Origin of the sequence: Paraburkholderia sp. A1RI_3L, from assembly GCF_048957895.1 — a bacterium.
In the GTDB taxonomy this organism is placed as follows: domain Bacteria; phylum Pseudomonadota; class Gammaproteobacteria; order Burkholderiales; family Burkholderiaceae; genus Paraburkholderia; species Paraburkholderia kururiensis.
Map to the genome: position 1 here is coordinate 399,213 of NZ_JARCHA010000001.1, position 20,176 is coordinate 419,388.

Below are 20,176 nucleotides of genomic sequence, written 5' to 3' on the forward strand. Positions count from 1 at the left end.
ATGAGCACGCTCGACCAACACGTTATCTGCCACGGCATCACCGAACGGCACACATCGGCCACGGACATCGACTTCTGCGTCGAAGAGATTTTCACGAAGGGCTATAGCATCATTCCAGGCAGCTTCGATGCCGCCACGATCGCGCTTGTCTCGGAGTATTCGGACAAGTCGTACCAGAAGCAGTGCGAGATTCTGGGCGGCGAGCAAAACCTGGCTCGAATCAACGACGCGAACATCGCGAGAGCGCCCTGCGCCGATTTCGACCTGTTCGTCGATGTCGCGATGGACCCCAAGGTGCACGCCGTGGCAAACGCGCTACTGGGCAGGAACTACATCCTGTATTCCCAGAACGCGATCATCAACGTGCCCACGACGAACCACTATCAGTTCTCGTGGCATCGCGACCTGAACTATCAGCACTGGACTTCGTCGCGCTGCCTCGCACTGAGCGCGCTGCTTTGCGTGGATCCGTTCGACGACGTCACGGGCGGCACTTATGTGCTGCCCGCCACGCACAAGGTCGAACAATTTCCGTCGGACCGCTACGTGCTGGAAAACCAGTTGTGCGTGCACGCGCAGCCCGGCGACTGGATTCTGTTCGACAGCATGCTGTTTCACCGCACCGGAAAGAATTCGTCGAACGCGAAGCGGCGCGCCGTCAATCACATCATCGTGCCGCCGTTCATGGCCCAGCAATACGACTTCATGGGCATGCTGGGCGACCGCCTGAAAACGAACGAAGAGCGCGTGTTCTTCGGCCAGGGCCGAAAGACGGCACCGTCTGCCATCGAATGGCGGCAAAGCAGGATCAACAGGCTATGACATCCCTCCACGAAACCATCGACGCGCTGTTCGAGCGCGCGGCCCGCGAACTCGAAGCGAAGACGGCTGCTTTCGATCCGAACAACTTCTGCCTGCTCGGTGCGGGCAACATGGGACGCGCGGCGCTCGCGCAGTTCAGGCAGATCGGTGTCGAGCCGCGTGGATTCATCGACGACACGCCCGGCAAGCGGGGCACGACGATCGAAGGGTTACCGGTGTTCGGCGAGCGGCCCGATCTTTCGACCACGGTGATCGTGTGCATCCACAATCCGCGCCACGACTACCTCAAGACGCTGCAGCGATTCGGTCCGAACACGCTGTCGTTCATGCATATACCGTGGCTCTTTCCGCAACTGACGTTTGCACACGCCGCACATCCGGACGTCTATCGCCGCTATCGGGACGACATCGTGGCGCTGTACGAAGCGCTGGCCGATGAAACCTCGCGCCGCACGTTCCTGGAACAGCTCACGTTTCGCCTCACGCTCGAATGGAACTTCGAGGAGCATTCGGCCACGCCGTATTTCCCGGACGGCATCGGCTTACCGTTCGAGGAGAAGGTCAGTTTCATCGACGCCGGCGCCTTCGACGGCGACACGGTGAAGCTCTTCGTCGAGCACTTTCCGCGTCCGGGCAAGATCATCGCGATCGAAGCAGACCCGCAGAATTTCGCGAAGCTGCGAGCGTATCTCGCGGCGCTTGGCATCGATCACGTCGCGCACCACGCGGCGGTGGACGGCAAAGAAGGCGAACTCCGGTTCGATGCGACCGGCGACATGGCGGCGCGGCTGTCCGAAACCGGCCAGGTCGTGGTGCGCTGCCATACGCTCGAACATTTCATGAAGGACGTGGACGGCCCGTGCTACGTCAAGTTCGACGTGGAAGGCGCGGAGTCGGCCATCATCACCGAATCGCTGGAGCTTCTTCGCGAGAAGAAGCCCATGCTCGCCGTGAGCATCTATCACCACGCGCCGGACATGATCGAGATTCCCTTGCAGTTGCATCGGCTCGGGTACCGGCTGTCGATGCGCTATCACGGCATCGACGGCGCTGATCTGGTCTTGTACGCAATGCCGGGCGAACCTCATTAAGGCATTTCGCCCTCTCACCCGCATCGGCACATTAAATCGGCGCATTAAGCCGCGCAAACGCCTCCTGCCGCCGATACGGAAAGTACGGATAAGGCGCCGTAACGGCGCTGGCCGCATCCAGCCGCGCCACCTGTTCGGCAGTAAGCGCCCAGCCCACGGCGCCCAGGTTCTGCCGCAGTTGCGCCTCGTTGCGCGCCCCGATGATCACCGACGACACCGTGGGCCGTTGCAGCAGCCAGTTCAACGCGACCTGCGGCACCGTCTTGCCGGTCTCGGCGGCCACTTCGTCCAGCGCATCGACCACGCGGTAGAGGTAGTCGTCGTCCACCGGCGGCCCGTAGCTTGCCGTTTCGTGTAGCCGGCTGCGTTCGGGCAGCGGCGCGCCGCGCCGGATCTGGCCCGTCAGGCGCCCCCAGCCCAGCGGGCTCCACACCAGCGCGCCCAGCCCCTGGTCCGCGCCGAGCGGCATCAGGTCCCACTCGTAGTCGCGGCCAATCAGCGAGTAGTAGACCTGGTTGGCCACATAACGCGGCCAGCCGTGCTGCTCTGCTATCGCGAGCGACTTCATGATCTGCCAGCCCGCGAAGTTCGACACGCCCACGTAACGCAGCTTGCCGGCGCGCACGAGGCTGTCGAGCGTGGCCAGCACTTCTTCGATGGGCGTGGCCGCGTCGAAGGCGTGCAGTTGCAGCAGGTCGATGTAGTCGGTGCCGAGCCGGCGCAGCGCGTCGTCCACCGCGCGGACAAGACGAAAGCGCGAGGTGCCGGCGTCGTTCGGGCCGTCGCCCGTCGGCAGGCCGGTCTTGGTCGAGATCAGCACGCGGTCGCGGCGGCCCTTGATGGCGGCGCCCAGCACTTCCTCGGAGGCGCCGTTCGAGTACACGTCCGCGGTATCGAAGAGACTCACGCCTGCGTCCAGACAGATGTCGATCAGACGGCGCGCCTCGGCGGCGTCCGTATTGCCCCACGCGCCGAAGAGCGGCCCGGCGCCGCCGAACGTGCCAGCCCCGAAGCTCAGCACGGGCACCTTGAGTCCCGAACGTCCCAGCGCGCGATATTCCATGTCCATGGCGGATTCCTTTCCCTGTTGAGTCCGTTGATGCCGTTGAATGGCAATTGCGCGGCAGACTGTAGCCCTTGCGGCTTTTCCTGATAATCGGGTACGTTTCGAAAAAATATTTCGGGAGTGCCGAAAAGTGATTCTGGAAAACCTCGCGCTGTTCCTGCGCATCGTGGAGAAAGGCGGCCTCGCGGCGGCGGGGCGGGACTTCGGGCTTTCGCCGGCCACGGTCTCCGAGCGGCTGGCCTCGCTCGAGAAGTACTACGGGGCGGCGCTCCTCGTGCGCACCACACGCGCCATCAGCCTCACCGACGAGGGGCGCATGCTCGTGGCCGGCGCGCGGCGGCTGCTGGCCGAGGCGGAGGAAGTGGAAAGCACCATCAAGCTGGGCATGCACACGCTGTCCGGGCCCATTCGCCTGAGCGCGCCGCTCGACATGGGCCGACGCCGCATCGTGCCGATTCTCGACGCCTTCATGGCCGACCATCCCGGCGTCACCGTGGACCTGCACCTGAGCGACGGTTACGTCGACCTGGTGGGCCAGGGGCTCGACTTCGCCATCCGCCACGGCATGCTTGCCGACAGCTCGCTGCGCAGCCGGTCGCTGGGCGGGTATCGGCGGCTTGTGTGCGCTTCGCCAGCGTACCTCGCTGCAAACGGCACGCCGCAGCATCCCAACGACCTCACGGCGCACGACTGCATCGTGGTGCGCTTCGGCCAGGATCTCTACGGCGAATGGCCGTTCCGCATCGACGGCGCCATCCAGCGCGTGATGGTGCGCGGCCGCCGCGTGGCCAACGACGGCGGGCTCGCGCGTCAATGGTGCCTGGACGGCCACGGCATTGGGCTGAAGTCGCTGTTCGACGTGGAGGCGGACCTCGCCTCGGGCGCGCTCGTGGAGCTACTCAGCGACTATTCGGCGGGCGACATCGATCTGCGCATCGTCTACCCGGCAAGCGCCGTGCAGCCGCGGCGCGTGCGTACGCTGATCGACTGCATCGCGAAAACGTTCGAGCCCGCGGCCTCCGTCACGTCCTCTATATAAGAGCGCCCGGGCGCCGCCTTCCGCTGTTTCTCCACCACGCGCGTCGCTTCAAGAGGCTGCGGCCAAACAGCGCAGCCCACCTGCGGCGCTGTGGCCGTCAGCGCGCCTAAATACATATTTTCAATATATTTTTCCTTCGGCACCGCTCCGGCGGTGCCGTCGCGACGCTTGCTTTTCGCGCTTTACATCCCTTTTGAGCGCGACCTATGATGCCGATAACATTTACGAGAAATGAATGTTTAACGCCTGCGAGCCCAACGCGATCGCAGACACATTTGCGGCATCCGCTGGGAAGGAGAAGAAAGTGCAATCTACGCGTCGTTTATGGACATGGCTCGGGCTCGTCTGCCTGCTGTCATTTGGGGCCCTGCTGTGGTTGGGCAGGGAAATCTATCTGTCGGCACCGCCGATTCCGAACGAAGTGGTGACCGAAAGCGGCCAGCCGCTCTTCACGGGCGACCAGATCCGCCGCGGCCAGCAGGTGTGGCTCGCCGCGGGCGGCCAGCAGGTGGGCACGGTGTGGGGCCACGGCAGCTATGTGGCGCCCGACTGGTCCGCCGACTGGCTGCACCGCGAAGCGCTGCGGCTGCGCGACGTCTGGGCCCAACAGCAGTTCGGCAAAACCTGGCAGGCGCTGCCCGCCGACCAGCAAGGCTTGCTGGACGCACGGCTGCAGCGCGAAATGCGCGCCAACCGGTACGACGCCGCCTCGGGCCGGCTCACGGTATCCGACGCGCGGGCGGTCGCCATTCGCGAGGTCGCCGCGCACTACGAAGGCCTGTTCGGCACGGACGCCTCGCTCGACACGCTGCGCGACCAATACGCGATGACCGCGGGCTCGGTTCCGAATGCCGCGGACCGCACCGCGCTCGCCTCGTTCGTGTTCTGGTCGGCGTGGTCGGCCACCACGAACCGGCCCGGGCAATCGGACATCACGTACACCAACAACTGGCCGCATGAACCGCTTGTCGGCAATACGCCCACGGTGGCGAACGGCATGTGGTCGATTGCGAGCGTGATCCTGCTGCTGGGCGGCATCGCCGGCATGATCTGGTACCACACCGCGCACAACAGCGACGAAACGCCGGCGCAAACGCCCGCTACGGACCCGCTCTTCAGCGTGGAACCCACGCCTTCCATGCGTGCGACGAAGAAGTACTTCTATGTGGTGATCGCGCTATTGCTCACGCAGGTCGGCATGGGCGCCATCACCGCACACTACGCGGTGGAAGGACACAGCTTCTTCGGCTTGCCGCTTGCCGAAGTGCTGCCCTGGGTGGTGAGCCGCACGATTCACACGCAGCTCGGCGTGCTGTGGATCGCCACGGCCTGGCTCGCTACCGGTCTCTACATTGCGCCGCTGCTCTCGGGGCGCGAGCCGAAGCTGCAAAAGCTCGGCGTCGACGTGCTGTTCTGGGCGCTGATCTTCATCGTGGCGGGGTCCACGGCGCTGGGCTGGATCGGCTCGTTGCAGCATCTCGGCACGAACTTCAGCTTCTGGCTCGGTAATCAAGGGCTCGCCTATACGAGCATGGGCCGCGTGTGGCAACTGCTGCTGTTCGTCGGCCTGCTGTTCTGGCTGTTTCTGCTGGGCCGTGCGCTGCTGCCCGCACTCAAGGACCGCAACACGAGCGGACGCGGCTTGATCGCCATGGTGTTCCTCTCCGCGACCTGCATCGGGCTCTTCTACGCGTCGTCGCTCGCGTGGGGCCAACACACGCACTACTCGATGATCGAGTACTGGAGATGGTGGCTCGTGCACCTCTGGGTGGAAGGCTTCTTTGAAGTGTTCGCCACGGCGGTAATCGCGCTGATTTTCTCGAGGCTCGGGCTGATTCGCATCGAAAGCGCCAATCGCGCGATCGTGCTCGAAACCATCGTGTTCCTCTCGGGCGGCATTCTCGGCACGCTGCACCACCTGTACTTCACCGGCGCCTCCACTGCCGTGATCGCCGTGGGTGCGGTGTTCTCCGCGTGCGAAGTGGTGCCGCTCGCGCTGATTGGTCTGGAAGGCTGGCACACGTATCGCAGAACGGAAGCCGCGCCGTGGGTGCAAACCTACAAGTGGGTGATTCTCTGCTTCGTGGCCGTGGGCGTGTGGAACACGGTGGGCGCGGGCCTGCTCGGCTTCGCGATCAATCCGCCCATCTCGCTCTACTACGTGCAGGGTCTCAACATGACGCCAGCCCACGGCCATGCCGCGCTCTTCGGTGTGTACGGCATGCTCGGCATCGGTCTGATGCTGTTCTGCCTGCGTGGCCTCTCGCCGCGCGCCGCGTGGGACGACACGCTGCTCAAGCCCGCCTTCTGGCTGCTCAACGTGGGGCTCTTCATGATGGTGTTCCTCTCGATTCTGCCCTCGGGCATCTACGAAGCCTGGGCGAGCGTCAGCAAGGGGCTCTGGTACGCGCGTTCGCCTGAGATCGTGCACGCGCCCATCATGCAGGCCCTCGTGTGGATGCGTGTGCCGGGCGACGTGCTGTTCGCCGCGGGCGTGCTCTACCTGGGCTGGTTCGCGCTGCGCCTGCTGCGCCGTGTGGAGCCTACGCGACTGCAACCGGTCGCAACGGCGAAGCGGGTTACGCAACGCGTTTGAGTAGCACGGCGCGGGCTGTGCGCGGCCCGCGCCACGCGCTCGCATTGCATTGCATTGCATTGCATTGCATTGCATCGCATCGCATCGCATCGCATCGCATTTAGGATTGCCATGAACACGATCATTGCCGGGATGCGCGAGGCGCTGCGCACCGTGGTAGACCCCGAGGTGGGCGTGAACGTTGTCGACCTCGGGCTCGTCTACGACATCGTTCCTGCGGACGGCCGCATCAGAGTCGACCTCACGATGACGTCGCCCGCCTGCCCGATGGGCGAAATGATGCTCGAAGAGGTCAAGGCCGCCGCCGAGGCAGCCGCGCCCGCCGGCGTACAGGTGGACGTGGAGTTGGTGTGGGAACCCGCATGGGACCCGTCCATGATGAGCGACGCGGCACGCGACGCGCTGGGCTGGCTCGAGAGCTGACACCATGAACGTCGCACGTTTGCTCATTCGCTGCGCCAAGGTGCTTGCTGCCGTCGTGATCGCGCTGACGCTCGCGTGCGCGCTGCTGGCCGGCCTCGCGCGGCTCGGTGTGAGCGTGCCCGCGCACGCGGCGGCGAATGCGGCCTGGCATGGCGTGCTCATACTGCCCGTGTTCTTCGGTGGACTCGTGAGTCTCGAGCGGGCCGTCGCGCTGCAACGGCGCCTCTATTTCGTGGCGCCTACCGCGGCGATTCTCGCGGGCGTCATGCTGGCCGCGGGCGCGTCGCCTGTGGTTGCTCAAGTGTTGCTCGTGATGGCTGCCACCGTCGCGCTCGGGGCGAATCTTCGCGTCCTGCAACGCCAGCGCGCGTTTCATCTCTACGTGCTCGCGCTGGCGGGGCTGTGCGGATGGTTCGGCAACGTCGTCTGGTTCGCGACAGGCGGCGTGCCGGACGCGGTGCCCGCATGGCTCGCGTTTCTCGTGCTCACCATCGCGGCTGAGCGCCTCGAACTCACGCGCATGCTGCGTCTGCCGCGTTTCGCGCGGCACAGCTTCTGCATGCCGGTGGCGGGACTCCTCGCGAGCCTTCCGTGGTCACTGTGGCAACCCGCGAACGGCATGCGGCTCTTCGCTGCGAGCCTCGTGTTGCTTGCCGCGTGGCTCGCGCGATACGACATTGCGCGCTACACCGTACGTCAACGCGGGCTCACGCGGTTCATCGCGGTGTGTCTTTTGAGCGGCTACGGATGGCTCGCGGTGAGCGGTGTGCTCGGCTTCAGCGGCGCGCTGTTGCCGGGCCACCCGTGGCACGACGCAGCGCTGCACGCGCTCACACTCGGCTTCGTGTTTTCGATGGTGTTTGGGCACGCTCCCATCATCTTGCCGGCGCTTACGCGGCTGCCGGTGAAGTACCACCCCGTGTTCTATCTGCCCCTCGTCGCGCTTCACGGCGCACTCGCGCTGCGCGTAACGGGCGGGCTCACCGATGTATTCGCACTGCGTCAGGCAGGCGGCGCAGCGAGCGGCGCGGCCATTGCTGCCTTTGCGCTGACCTTGCTGGCGGCGGTGGTGTCGGCGCAGCGCACCCGCGGCCGAGGCGGCCCGGATGGTCCGCATCGCAAGCGCGGTCCGCACGACTCCCACGGTCCGCGCGACGGCGAACAACGCGCGTTCGCGCTGCGTCCCTCGCGCCGCGCGAACGTGTCCTGATCTTTCCCGATCCTAACTTTTTCCTTCTCAAAGGAGCTTTTCATGACCGACAGTTCGAGCCTCAACACATTCATCTTCGACGCACGCGGCATTGCGAAGCGTCTGCGGCATGGCGCCATATTCGGCGCCATCGAATCGCTCGCGGATGGCGAGCGCATGCGCTTCGTCAACGACCACGATCCGCTCCCGCTGCTGTACCAGATCGAGCAGCGCTACGGCGGACAGGTGCGCATCGAGTACGTGGAGCGCCGGCCGCAGCAGATCGTGATCGACTTCGTGGTCGCGCTGGATGCCGCACAGGCTGCAAACGATGCGGGCGAAACGGCGGGTTGTGCCGGCGGAGCCGGAGGCGGCGGCTGCGGGTGCAGCAGCTGAGATTTGTGGCGCGGCTGAGCGCGGCGATCGTCGCGAATACATGCGAAGCGGCGAACGCCGCTGGCTCAGTCGCATCGCGGCACTAAAGCGCAGTTGAAGGCCGCTGCCAGGCGACGCAGATGAAGCGCAAAGCGGCTGAGAGGCCTCGTTAAAGACCCCTCAGCCGCTTACGTTTTTCGGATGGCGCCGATCAATCAGGCGACGTCGTGCTCCTGCACAACCGACGCATCTGCCGCAAGCTCGAGCGCCACGTCCTCCGCTGCTGCGAGTACGCGTTCAGCGTCGGCGGGATCGAAGTCCATGTGGAAGCGCTTTCTCACGCCCTGCTGGTCAAGCTGGAGATGCTTCGCCGGCGTGATGCCATGACGGGCCAGCGCGCTCTTCACGCAAACGAGGGGGCAACCGTCGATTGCGAGAATGGGCCGTCCCGAATGGGCAATTTTCAGCAGCGCGGGAACATCCCCGCCTACGCCCGCGATGCACGACATCTCGGCCTTGCCGCGGCGGTCCAGCTGCAGCGCCACGTGGTTGGCCAGTTGCGCGGCGCTCGAACAGCCCGAGCACGAGTACACAAGCGGTAACGCTTTTCTTTCGTTGCCCATCTGGTTACTTCTCCCTGTTACGTTGAGACGCTGCCTCCTGCTCCATATGATTTCTCACCGTTAGAACATTTAGCGTTGCGCGGCACGCGGGCTGCACTTGGGTGATTGTCTCGCTACAGGGTTGCAACGGCTTGATATCGATCAGTATGGTGGCGCGTTTCTCTGCGAGAGTTCGTTACGGCGACTTACCACACAGACTGGCGCGACGGCAGCTTAAAAGATATAGTATTCGCATATCTTAAAGGTGTTCCATGAGACTTACGGACTTTACGGACTACAGCTTGCGCGTGCTGATCTACGTGGCGGTACGCGACGACGAGCTGGTGACGATCCAGGAAATTTCGGACACGCTCGGCATTGCGCGCGGCCATCTCGTCAAGATCGTTCACGCGCTGGGGCGCGCCGGCTACCTGAACACGATTCGGGGCCGCACCGGCGGGCTGCGCCTTGGCCGGCCCGCGAATCGCGTCACGGTGGGCGACGTGGTGCGCACCACGGAGCCCGATTTCCGCATGGTCGAATGCTTCGACACCGAGGGCAACAAGTGCGTGATTACCGCGGCATGCGGCCTGCGTGGCGTCCTCGGGCGTGCGTTGCGCGCCTATATGGAAGAGCTGGACAAGTACACGCTTGCCGACATCGCCGCGGAACGCAGCACGCTCGCGCGGCTGCTGGGAAGCGCGGCAACGGTTCAGCCACTTGTCAGGATGGCGAAGCAGTAGCCGCTTCTTCGCGAAGCAACGTAAGCCATGACAGAGGCAACGGCGCGAAACCGATCCGGGAGCAGCACGATGGAAGAGGCAACTGCATTGAGCGAGCGAATCATCGACGACATGGCCGACGCCATGATCTACGCGAACCGGTCGGGTGCGATAGCGCGCTGGAACCGCGCCGCCGAGGCGCTGTTCGGCTTTACCGCTGCCGAGGCGCTGGGCAGCCGGCTCGACCTGATCATTCCCGAGCATTTGCGCGCTGCCCACTGGCGCGGCTTCGACGCAGCCATGGCCAGCGGCACGACGCGTCTGCATGGCCGCGCCACGGTCACGCGTGCCGTGGACAAGTCGGGACGCAAGCTTTACGTCGAAATGAGTTTTGCACTGGTGCACGACCGGCAAGGAGCGGTCTGCGGAACAGTGGCGGTCGCGCGCGACGTCACCGCGCGCGTGGAACAGGAACGGATGATGGCGCGTCACGGCGGTGCCGTGTAGTCGTCGCGTGGGCGGGTCCACCTGGGGTGGAGCAGGATCGCGCCCGCGAATCAGGAGAAGCAACATGATGAAAATCAGCGAGCCCTTTTCGGGTCACCCGCATCGGCCTGGAACAGCACTGCCTGTTCTGCGCCTCGGCTTTCGGCCGTTTTATCTGGGCGGTGCCGTGTTCGGCGCGGTCGCAATCGCACTGTGGCTGCTCGGGCTACACGGCACCGCGGTGGCGGGCCGTTCGTCGGCGATCAGCGGCGTGATCTGGCATGCCCACGAGATGATTTTCGGGTTCGTCGCCGCAATCGTCGTGGGCTTTTTGCTCACGGCCGTGCGCGCGTGGACACAGCTCGATACGCCGCGCGGCGCGTCCCTTGCCGCGCTCTGGCTGCTGTGGGCAGCGGGGCGCGTGTTGGTGTGGTCGGGACCGGAACCCGTGGCCGCGGTGGTCGATTCCCTCTTTCTTCCGGTGGCGGCCGTGGTACTGCTGCGCGTGCTCAAGGCGGCCGGCAATCGACGCAACATGTTCCTCGCCGTGGCGCTCGCGCTGCTCGGCACACTGAATGCGCTCTTTCACTGGTGGGCGTGGGACGGCCGCGCCGACCTCGCCTTGCGCGCCGCCTATGCGGCCACCGGGCTAGCCGTGATGTTCGTGGCCGTGATAGCGGGCCGCGTGGTGCCGATGTTCACGACAAACGCCATCCCCGGTTTCACGGTGCGCCGCTTCAAGCCCGTCGAAACGCTTGCTGCGCCGCTCGTGGTCGTGACGCTCGCTGCGGACGCAGCCGGTGCGCCGGCATGGCTCGTGGGCGCGTGCGCCGCGGCAGCGGCCGTGGTCCACGCCGTACGGATGTACGGCTGGCGCTCGTGGCGCGTGGGTGCGCGGCCCATTCTCTGGATCCTGCACGTTGCTTACTTCTGGCTGCCCATTGGCTTTGCGATGCTTGCGCTTGCCGCGTTCGACGTGCTGCCCCATTCGCTCGCCATCCACGCGTTGACAGTGGGCGCGATGGGCTGCGCGATCATCGCCATGATTACGCGCACGGCGTTGGGTCACACTGGGCGCAGGCTCGTCGCGGGACCGTACGAAATCACGGCTTACTGGCTCATGATCGCCGCCGCCGTGGTGCGCGTATTCGGCCCGCTGCTTGTGCCCGCGATGACGGGCGCCTGGATCGATGGGGCCGCTGGATGCTGGTGTGCGGCGCTGGTGGTCTACCTGCTCAGGTACGCGGGTTATCTGACGTCGGCGCGCGCCGATGGTAAGGATGGCTGAGAAAGCGCCGGAAGCACACTGAGATCGCGCGTTGTTGCGCCCCTTCAGCGCGCTTCTGCGAAGTCCGGAATCAGAACGTCTCCCAGTCCTGATTCGATTGCGTCGATGCCACTGTTGCCGCCACAGCAACGGGCACGGGTGCGGGTGCGGCTGCCGCACTGGCAGCAACAACCGGTCGCTTCTCGACGGGCCTGCTCGCCCGTGCGACTGCTGCTGACTTGTGCGCCGTGGTCTTCGGCGCGGAAGCCTGAACGCGCGGCTTGCTATATGCCGCGACCGCAGACGTGGGAGCCGCGCCCGAATTGGCGAGCTTGAAAACGGCAACCGTGCCGGTCAGATTGACTGACTGCTCTTCGAGCGAATGCGCGGCCGCTGCGGCCTCTTCCACGAGCGCCGCGTTCTGCTGGGTCACTTCGTCCATCTGCATGACCGCTTGATTGACCTGCTCGATGCCGCGGCTCTGTTCTTCAGAGGCCGCCGCGATTTCGCCGACGATATCGGACACCTGTTTGATGGCCTGTTTGACGTCGGCCATCGTGGTGCCCACGTCGCCTGCCTGCTTCGCGCCGTCTTGGATCATCGAGACCGAGGTCCCGATCAGTTCCTTGATTTCCTTCGCCGCCGAAGCAGAGCGCTGCGCCAGGCTGCGGACTTCGCTCGCCACCACGGCGAAGCCGCGGCCTTGCTCGCCTGCGCGTGCGGCTTCCACTGCCGCGTTGAGCGCAAGAATGTTGGTCTGGAACGCGATGCCTTCGATCACGCCCGTGATGTCGGAAATCTTCGTCGAGCTGCTGCTGATGCGTTCGATCGTGCCCACCATCGATTGCACCGCGTCGTTGCCTGCGTCGGCCATATCGGTGGCGCGCGTGGCGAGTCCGTTGGCTTGCCTCGCGTTGTCGGCGTTCTGCTTCACGGTTTCGGTGAGCTCCGTCATGCTGGACGCCGTTTCTTCGAGCGATGCGGCCTGCTCTTCGGTGCGCGCGGAAAGATCCGTATTGCCTGCGGAGATCTGGCGTGCCGCGACTGTCACCGACTCCGCGCTCGACTTGATGCCACGCACGGTCTCGCTCAACTGCTGGTCCATCGTCTTCAGCGCGTCGAGCAACTGGCCGAATTCGTCGCGCGAATGCACGGTGATGCGGTTCTCGAGCTGGCCGCCGGCGATGCGGTTCGCCACGCCCACGGCTTCGCCCAGCGGCTTCGTGATGGCGCGCGAGAGGTAGAGCATTGCGCCCGTTGCGCCCACAATTCCAAGGCCAATCAGTGCGACGGATATCCAACGGATGGTGCCGAAGGTTGATTCGCTGTCCGTAACGGCTTCCTTGGTCTCGTGCTCGTTTTCGACGAAGTCTTCGTCGATCGATTTGGCGAGCGCCGCGTTCAACTGCCCATTCCGGGTGATAAGTTCCGCGACCGCGTCGTAATTGCCGGCCTCGAGCCCGGAGACCTGTTCGGCGGTACTGGCCTTGAACTGCGAGAGCGCGTTGCTCAAGCGGTCCGCAATTTCATGTTCCTTCGCACTGGTGACGCGAGCCGGGTAGTAGTCGTGCCAGCTCTTGTCGATTTGCTCCAGATCCGCACGCATGAGATCGATGGCCGACTTCGTCGCCGTGGCGTCGCGAAAAGACACGGCGCGACGGACCTGCAGACGGACGTCGAGTTGCGCTGCGCGCACATCCGAGAGATCGATGATCGGGATGAGATTGCCCGTGTACGTATCGCTGACGTTCGCGTTCAGCCGCGAGAGGCCGATTTGTCCGAACACGCCAACCGCGATGATGAGCCCGATGCAGACGGTGAAGGCGAGAACGATCTTGAACTTGATGCTGTGCGCGAGAGTGTGCATGTTGCGTCCGTGCTGAGCCGGGTTGTTATGTTGGGCGCTGCCGTGCGCCATTTTTGTGGCTGATATTTTGTGGCTGACAGTCAGCATGTTTTACGGCCGTTTTCACAAGGACTTGAGCACGGTGGACGTCCTGCATTCCTGAACGTTTTTGCCGGGTAAGGACGTGGCGCGCAGCGTATGCGGACAAATTACACATTCACTTCATCAGCATGCACATAGCCTTTCACCGCAAGTGCTGGGGCGTGTGTTGCCGTCGGCGTCGGCGGCCGGTCCGCGACGTGCTCAGCGCGGGCGAGCAAAGCAACGCGGCGTATGAATTACCGCTTGCGACGAATCCTTGCAATGTGTAGGCTATGCCGCGCTATAAAACGACTACAAATAAAGGCTCGGCATGCGACGGCGTTCGGGGTTGCTACAAGCGGATCTACGTCCTCTTCTTGATCGAGGAGGCCCGGCAGGGCAGCCGGATAACACTCCAGAATGCGGGTTGGCCATATGAAATGGGCGACCCGCATTGCACGCGGGCTACTCGCCTGCGGTTTCGTCTCGCTTGCAGCGGGCTGTGGCGGAAACGGAAGCTCCAGCACCACGACTTCGCAGGGAAGCGGCTACTCGATTGGCGGCTCTGTGACAGGCTTGTCCGGATCGTTGGTGATGCAAAACAACGGCGGTGACAACCTCACCGTCAATGCCAACGGCGTGTTCACCTTCGCAACCCGTGAGCCAAACGGCGCGGCGTACAAGGTGTCGGTGTTGACGGCGCCGGCCAGGCAGACGTGTACCGTGGCCAACGGCGCAGGTTCCGTATCCGGGTCCAATGTCACCAGCGTATCCGTCGTCTGTTCTGCCAACGCGTATAAGGTGAGCGGCGCTATCACCGGATTGAACGGCACTGTCGTGTTGCAGAACAACGGCACCGACAACCTTGCAAGGTCTGCGAACGGCGCATTCGTATTCGCGTCGCCCGTTGCACAGGGCGGCAGTTTTTCGGTCAGCGTGCAGGCCAATCCGGCGGGACAAAGCTGTAGCGTGGCGAATGGCTCGGGCGTGATGGGAACGGCCGATATCACCAGCGTTGCCATCACGTGCACCACGAACGCCTACACGGTAGGCGGCAATTTGACGGGCCTCTCCAGCGGCACCGTGGTATTGCAGAACAACGGCGGCGACAGTCTTTCTGTGGGCGCAAACGGCCGGTTCACCTTCCCCTCCGCTGTTGCTTACGGCAATCCGTATAACGTCACGGTGTCCAGCGAGCCCGCTAACCTCAGTTGCCCCGTGAGCCATTCTTCGGGCACCGTGAGCACCAATGTGACGGACGTGGCCGTGAGTTGCTCGTGCGCCTCGGGCTACAGCCTGTGCTCAGGGGCGTGCGTCAACACTTCCAGCGACGCGTCGAATTGCGGTGGGTGCGGTGTTGTCTGCGCGGCTAACCAGGCGTGCAGTTCAGGGTCGTGCGTGGCGGCGCCGTGTTCCACCAACGCCAATTGCACGGGCGGCGATGTCTGCCTGGGAGGCACCTGCCAGGCGCCCACCTGCAGCGACGGTGTGAAGGACGGCAATGAAACAGCTACGGATTGCGGAGGAGGCACCTGCTCGACGTGTTCCGCGGGCAGCAGCTGTCTTGTACCGAGCGACTGTCAATCAGGCGTGTGCACTTCGGGAACGTGCCAGGCGGCCACCTGCACGGACGGCGTAAAAAACGGCTCAGAAACCGGCGTGGACTGCGGCGGCGGCGCATGTGGCGCCTGTAGCGCGGGTAACGCTTGTCTGGTATCGACCGACTGCCTGTCAGGCGTCTGTTCAGGCGGCATCTGTCATTAGCCGGCTCGCTCTCAATGCGCAGATGGGCGCTGCCGCCCGTCTGCGATTCAATCGTTATAAGCAGGGAATTGCATGAAGTTCTGGACCACCACGTTGTTGTGCCTGTGCGGCGCTCTGCTTTGCGCCAAAGCCTTTGCAGACGAACCCATGACGAAGCAGCAAGGCGAAGCCATTCTCAGCGAGCTGCGCGAGATCCGGCAATTACTGGCAAAGCAGGCCGCCCCCACGGCGGCGGCGAGGCCAGCACCGCGCACGTTGGCGGTGAAAGCTACGGCCGCGCACGTGCTCGGCAAGCCCGACGCACCCGTGACGCTGGTGGCGTTCACGGATTTCCAGTGCCCGTATTGCGCGCGATTCGAATCCACTACCTTTCCTGAACTCAAACGAAAATACATCGATACCGGCAAGCTGCGTTATATCTTGCGCGACGTGCCGCTCGATTTTCACCCTCTGGCCATCAACGCTGCTCAGTCGGTGCGCTGTGCCGGCGATCAGCACAAGTTCTGGGAAATGAAGGAGCTGGTCTTCAAGAATCAGAACAAGATCGACACCGATTCGCTCGCATCGTATGCGCACAGTCTCGGTCTGAACGATGAGCAGTATCGCGAGTGCATGGCCGACAACAAGTATCTGGCCGACATCACCGCAGACAGCAAATACGCCCAATCGCTGGGTATTTCCGGCACGCCCTCTTTCGTGGTGGGTGCTCAAAAGAACGGAACCGTGCAAGGCGTTCTGATCGTGGGCGCACAGCCGTCGGGCGTATTTGAAGACGCAATCGAGAAGGTCCTGGCGAAGCGGTGAAGCCGCGCGAAGCCATAGAGATTCAGTTCTGGCGACGCGGGTCGAGAACCCGGTCGCGAACACCCCTCATCACCGGGTCATGCCGCACATACACGGGTAACGCGGCCTTCACGTTGGGCCCGATAGCGGCGTAGCGTCTGCCCTCCAAAGGCGCGCGGCAACGGGCATTCGCCTCTGCTCACGCGCGGAGCTTGCACTGGCCGCTCAGCCGGGCCATCGCGTGATCGTCCCTCTACGTGACGCACGACCAGACCGAAGCAATGGGAATGGCCGACCGCATCGTGCTGATGCAAGGCGGACGCATCGAACAGGTCGGCACACCGGAGACTATCTATCGGGAGCCCGCCAACACCTTCGTCGCCGGGTTCGTCGATGAGCGGCGTGGCCGCAACGCTGGAGGACGTGAACAACCTCGACCACAGCTCACGTGTGAATAACGCGATCAAGTACAGGTCGCGGACCTTTAGTGGTTGGACTGGCGAGGCGCTTTACGCGCTCGGCGGCGTGGCGGGGAGCTTCACGCAGCAGGGCTCGCTCGGCTTGGGCATCCGCAACGTACCACCAAGGCAACCTGGCTGCGTTCGACGATCTCCCGAAGCGCACGGAACTGTATGCGCTCGTGGGTTATCAGCGTGCAAGCGGCACGACGCTCGATGCCTACGGGAACGTGATTGCCGCGACCGCCTCGGTCGGCGATGCGGGGAATGGCCTGTCATCGCCGTCAGAGGCCGTCGCGCGGCCAGACGCTTGTGCGCCCTGGAATGAGTCACTCGTTCTGATCGGACGCCCGGTTGCCGCTTAGCGTGGGGTCACCTGCGCCGGTTGGCGACCTGTGTATTCAAGGCTACCGCCGAACTGGCGGTCGAGTTCACTGGCATTTGTTCTGGCCGCTTCGTACAGATTTCGGTCGATCCAGTAGTACTCCTCGATCGCGTCGCGCAATTCCTGGTTCATGGCGTCGCGCGAGCCGTCGCGAGTCCCTCGCGCGTTGCGCGACTCGATGTGCAAACGCTTACCGCTCCGAGCCGCGACGATCTTCTCCAGGATGTCGAGTCGTTCAATTGGCACGATATGATCGATTCGCAAGCCCTTGATATATTCGTATTGCGGCGCCCAGTGCGGATCGTGCTCAATATGCCGGTTTAACGCCAGAAACTTTATTAATCTTCGCAGCCAGAATTCGCACGGATTGCTTATCGTGTGCGTATCGGGCGCGTGCTCGAAGGCGTTCACCACCTGCGCCGCGTGCTGCTGAGCAAGCGGATTTTTCGCCTCCTGAACGAAGAAGTGATTACATGCGCTGACGATTCGATCCAATGGATCGCGGAATACCGTCACGCGGAGGTATTCGGGATCTCTGAGAATTTTGTCGATGCGATCTGGCGATAAATCCTTGAGCAGCAGTCCCGTGTCATGACTGGCCAGTACCGCGTGGACCTTGTCATCATCGGTTCCAAATCGGGCGCATAGCTCGTCGTGGATGGGAAAGGCTCGCCAGTCAATGCCTCTAAGTTTCAGCAGTGCTGACAAGATAGAAGTGTGCGCATTCTTGGCGATCGGCACGAATATAAGCTTCGCCTCTTCCAGGATGCAGATTTTCCAGGCCACCAGCGTGCCCGGAAACCGGACAAGCCGGTCGTTCCGCCTGAACTCGTCGGAACCAATGATGGCACGCTCGACGTCGATCGGCACATCGTACTGGTGGAAGTGCTCCAGCCCCGGTATATCCGGCTGCCGACCCAAATACTTTTCGTAGAAGCTTCCAATACGTTCCTTATCCACAGGCATGGCGAAATGAAATCAAAAATTGGATGACATGAAAGCTTATATGAAAATATAAAAACCTGCAGAGACGCCTTCTGAATAAGCAGCCAAACTCTTTGATGACGTTGAATTACAAAAAATTACCATCAATTACCTTCGCCCGGTGGAACCTCCCGTTTCCAAAACCGCAATTCGCGGAAAGCGGAGGATCTTTTCTGGCAAGGCTTGCGGTGGGCCTGCAAACGCGCTTGCAGCGTATCAATCTCGTTGCGCACAAACCCATGCGTCGCAGTGTTGGTCGCGACGTAACCAGACAGGAATGATCCGCAAGCCCCCGGCAAAAGGGCGACAACATATCCGGCAAAAGGCTGCGGAAAGAAATGCCCGTCCAAACCCGAACATTCCACAAGAAGAAAGACCTCGTCGCGTGAGTATGGGCGAAGTCACGCGAGAGAAACTCCGTCAGGTAGCGATCGTTCCCTCCACCTTGTTCGCATCAGCGGGTCGTGCCAACCAACGCCCCGCCACTCGCGTCAATGGACGTTCCAACAGGCGGTAGCAGGCGAACGCCGCGACAATCGAGCAGGCGACCACAAGTAGACAAACCAGGTCGCCCGGGAGCCGGTGCTGCCTGTCCGCCATCTGGATCACCTTCAGGGCAAACGGCAGCGACAGCACGTGGGTCAGATAGAGCGAATAGGAAGCATCGCCGAGTTTGCCGAGAAAACTGCTCCAACGGATGCGTGCCTCCAGTGCCAATGCAGCGAACACAATCCCGAATGCAGGCACGCCAAACACGATAAACCGGTTATCGTCAGTGAGCGTGGGCGCGTACAGCTTCCTAAGCACCAGAACGCCCAGCAACACGACGAATGCCGCGCCAGGCAGAATTGGCTTTCCGCGCGCGCAGTAGGTGGCAATGCAGCAGCCCGCGACAAACTCAAGCACGATGGGGTCTGTGTACACGAGAAACGGAACGCCAGAACCGTGCGCCAGCCGAAGGAGCGAAGTGATGCCGAGAAACGTCGCAACCACGATCAACGGGCGACTGGTGATACACATGGCAGCGGCAAACACGACGTAAAACCACGCTTCGTAGTTGAGCGTCCATCCCACGTTTATGACCGGCGCGATAACTCCGGACCAATTGATCGACGGCAGGAACAGGAACGACGTGACGACATGCCAGACATTGAGCCGGGGATGACCGAAGGCGGACGGCACGATGGCGAGAAGCGCGAGGAACAGCAAGGTGAGGGCCCAATACAGTGGGACAATGCGCGTGATCCGGGCCGCAAGAAATTTGCGTGCTGCCTGAAAGCCTTGCGGCTCCCCGTAGCTGACAAGAGCAATGACGAACCCCGAGATCACGAAGAACACATCAACGCCGAGTTCGCCGTATCGGGAAAAATGCGGGAATACGCGGGGCGCCCATCCGTACGCACCGACGTCCCCTTCCGTGTGAAACGCCACAACCCCGAGTGCCGCAAGTGCGCGGAGCACTTGAATTGACTTATACCGTTTTATTGTCGTCATTCTTTCCGCGCGAAATATTTGGAAAGGATGAATCTTACCTGAACGAGCAGTCCAGACGACGAATCTCGGCTCGTCAGTAGCGGCCCCATTTCCAGATTTCTGCCATCCCTGTTCCAGACATTAAATAATTTTTGTTGAGTCTGGATTATTCTTAATTCCGCCGCTATTCCGCCACGTGACGCAGAAAGTGGAATTTATGACGGCGCCGGAAATGAAAAAGGCCCCTCGGCATTTGCCTTAGGGGCCTTGATTTCGACAGGTCAGATTTCATCGGCCCGACCTGGCATCACTTCGAATTTTGGCGCGCCCGGCTGGGATCGAACCAGCAACCCCTGCCTTCGGAGTTTTACAGGCGCACCACAGTCCCTTAAAAATCAATGCCTTGCGCAACTCGCAAATTGCAAAACCAAGGCTAATCAAGGTCAATCAGGCGCGTCCAAGTTCGCCCACACTGTATTTTCACTGTACAGCCGAACTCGCGGCAGCATGCTCGACATGGCGGTCCACGCCGCTCTCGCGGCATTCCAAGGACAACCCGCCACACCACGCTGAGACCATTGCAGTTGATTACAAAGCCGCAGCAATTTCGGGGAATATCAGGTAGATAGAAGCTTATTGCGTTTCCAAAATGTTCGCGCCCGCGGTTCTCAGAAGCTTATCTGATGGGCCTCGGTGCTGAATTGGAAACACCGAACTGCCTGGG

The 20,176-nt window shown here is 62.7% G+C and carries 16 protein-coding genes, 1 tRNA gene and 2 pseudogenes; 12 read left to right on the plus strand and 7 right to left on the minus strand.

Translation table 11 applies throughout. The features are described from left to right. Together PXJ20_RS01925 and PXJ20_RS01930 are read left to right on the plus strand one after the other, a co-directional pair. Positions 1 to 822 (plus strand): phytanoyl-CoA dioxygenase family protein, encoded by an 822-nt coding sequence (locus PXJ20_RS01925; protein ID WP_017772188.1) that lies wholly within the window; start codon positions 1 to 3, stop codon positions 820 to 822. Then, positions 819 to 1,913, plus strand: a complete 1,095-nt coding sequence (locus PXJ20_RS01930; RefSeq protein ID WP_421030033.1) for an FkbM family methyltransferase — start codon at positions 819 to 821, stop codon at positions 1,911 to 1,913. The genes PXJ20_RS01925 and PXJ20_RS01930 overlap by 4 nt, the downstream gene beginning before the upstream one ends. A gap of 31 nt (positions 1,914 to 1,944) precedes the next feature. On the opposite strand, the gene PXJ20_RS01935 is transcribed toward PXJ20_RS01930, so the two are convergent. Continuing rightward, complete coding sequence (locus PXJ20_RS01935; protein ID WP_421030957.1) at positions 1,945 to 2,976, minus strand: aldo/keto reductase; 1,032 nt, start codon at positions 2,974 to 2,976, stop codon at positions 1,945 to 1,947. Between the two features lie 133 nt (positions 2,977 to 3,109). Here PXJ20_RS01935 and PXJ20_RS01940 point away from each other — a divergent pair, with 133 nt between their 5' ends. From PXJ20_RS01940 to PXJ20_RS01960, 5 genes and pseudogenes are all read left to right on the plus strand, one after another. Then, positions 3,110 to 4,018 carry a LysR substrate-binding domain-containing protein gene (locus PXJ20_RS01940; protein WP_421030034.1) on the plus strand — a complete coding sequence of 303 codons (909 nt, stop codon included), beginning with the start codon at positions 3,110 to 3,112 and terminating at the stop codon, positions 4,016 to 4,018. Positions 4,019 to 4,322: 304 nt separating this feature from the next. Beyond that, complete coding sequence (locus tag PXJ20_RS01945) at positions 4,323 to 6,614, plus strand: nitric-oxide reductase large subunit (protein ID WP_042302097.1); 2,292 nt, start codon at positions 4,323 to 4,325, stop codon at positions 6,612 to 6,614. A 111-nt stretch (positions 6,615 to 6,725) separates the two neighbouring features. Beyond that, positions 6,726 to 7,037, plus strand: a complete 312-nt coding sequence (locus PXJ20_RS01950) for a metal-sulfur cluster assembly factor (protein ID WP_017772193.1) — start codon at positions 6,726 to 6,728, stop codon at positions 7,035 to 7,037. Positions 7,038 to 7,041: 4 nt separating this feature from the next. Continuing rightward, complete coding sequence (locus PXJ20_RS01955; RefSeq protein WP_421030035.1) at positions 7,042 to 8,247, plus strand: hypothetical protein; 1,206 nt, start codon at positions 7,042 to 7,044, stop codon at positions 8,245 to 8,247. 42 nt (positions 8,248 to 8,289) lie between these two features. Next, positions 8,290 to 8,529, plus strand: a pseudogene (locus tag PXJ20_RS01960) (DUF2249 domain-containing protein); the annotation flags it as partial. Positions 8,530 to 8,816: 287 nt separating this feature from the next. On the opposite strand, the gene PXJ20_RS01965 reads toward PXJ20_RS01960, so the two are convergent. Continuing rightward, on the minus strand, positions 8,817 to 9,224 hold the full coding sequence (locus tag PXJ20_RS01965; RefSeq protein ID WP_421030036.1) for a putative zinc-binding protein: 408 nt from the start codon (positions 9,222 to 9,224) through the stop codon (positions 8,817 to 8,819). A gap of 251 nt (positions 9,225 to 9,475) precedes the next feature. Between PXJ20_RS01965 and PXJ20_RS01970 the strand changes: the two genes are divergently transcribed. The 3 genes from PXJ20_RS01970 to PXJ20_RS01980 all read left to right on the plus strand — a co-directional run bounded on the left by PXJ20_RS01970 (position 9,476) and on the right by PXJ20_RS01980 (position 11,699). Further along, a complete protein-coding gene (locus PXJ20_RS01970) occupies positions 9,476 to 9,946 on the plus strand; it encodes an Rrf2 family transcriptional regulator (protein WP_026120924.1) in 471 nt (156 codons plus the stop codon). 69 nt (positions 9,947 to 10,015) lie between these two features. Then, the gene (locus PXJ20_RS01975) at positions 10,016 to 10,432 is read left to right on the plus strand and encodes a PAS domain S-box protein (protein ID WP_126878107.1); all 417 of its coding nucleotides are present in this window, start codon (positions 10,016 to 10,018) and stop codon (positions 10,430 to 10,432) included. Between the two features lie 64 nt (positions 10,433 to 10,496). Continuing rightward, on the plus strand, positions 10,497 to 11,699 hold the full coding sequence (locus PXJ20_RS01980) for an NnrS family protein (protein WP_421030037.1): 1,203 nt from the start codon (positions 10,497 to 10,499) through the stop codon (positions 11,697 to 11,699). Between the two features lie 70 nt (positions 11,700 to 11,769). Here PXJ20_RS01980 and PXJ20_RS01985 read toward each other — a convergent pair whose 3' ends face one another. Then, the gene (locus PXJ20_RS01985) at positions 11,770 to 13,545 is read right to left on the minus strand and encodes a methyl-accepting chemotaxis protein (RefSeq protein WP_421030038.1); all 1,776 of its coding nucleotides are present in this window, start codon (positions 13,543 to 13,545) and stop codon (positions 11,770 to 11,772) included. A 608-nt stretch (positions 13,546 to 14,153) separates the two neighbouring features. Then, on the minus strand, positions 14,154 to 14,627 hold the full coding sequence (locus PXJ20_RS01990) for a hypothetical protein (protein ID WP_199544553.1): 474 nt from the start codon (positions 14,625 to 14,627) through the stop codon (positions 14,154 to 14,156). An 814-nt stretch (positions 14,628 to 15,441) separates the two neighbouring features. Between PXJ20_RS01990 and PXJ20_RS01995 the strand changes: the two genes are divergently transcribed. Both PXJ20_RS01995 and PXJ20_RS02000 read left to right on the plus strand, forming a co-directional pair. Continuing rightward, the gene (locus PXJ20_RS01995; RefSeq protein WP_277597048.1) at positions 15,442 to 16,173 is read left to right on the plus strand and encodes a DsbA family protein; all 732 of its coding nucleotides are present in this window, start codon (positions 15,442 to 15,444) and stop codon (positions 16,171 to 16,173) included. Between the two features lie 224 nt (positions 16,174 to 16,397). Continuing rightward, a pseudogene (locus PXJ20_RS02000) lies at positions 16,398 to 16,544 on the plus strand (sn-glycerol-3-phosphate ABC transporter ATP-binding protein UgpC); the annotation flags it as partial. A gap of 427 nt (positions 16,545 to 16,971) precedes the next feature. On the opposite strand, the gene PXJ20_RS02005 reads toward PXJ20_RS02000, so the two are convergent. The 3 genes from PXJ20_RS02005 to PXJ20_RS02015 form a co-directional block, all read right to left on the minus strand. Further along, a complete protein-coding gene (locus tag PXJ20_RS02005; RefSeq protein WP_421030039.1) occupies positions 16,972 to 17,961 on the minus strand; it encodes a sulfotransferase family 2 domain-containing protein in 990 nt (329 codons plus the stop codon). A 438-nt stretch (positions 17,962 to 18,399) separates the two neighbouring features. Further along, positions 18,400 to 19,473, minus strand: a complete 1,074-nt coding sequence (locus tag PXJ20_RS02010; RefSeq protein ID WP_421030040.1) for an acyltransferase family protein — start codon at positions 19,471 to 19,473, stop codon at positions 18,400 to 18,402. A gap of 299 nt (positions 19,474 to 19,772) precedes the next feature. Next, positions 19,773 to 19,868: transfer RNA gene (locus PXJ20_RS02015), tRNA-OTHER, on the minus strand. Positions 19,869 to 20,176 lie beyond the last annotated feature (308 nt).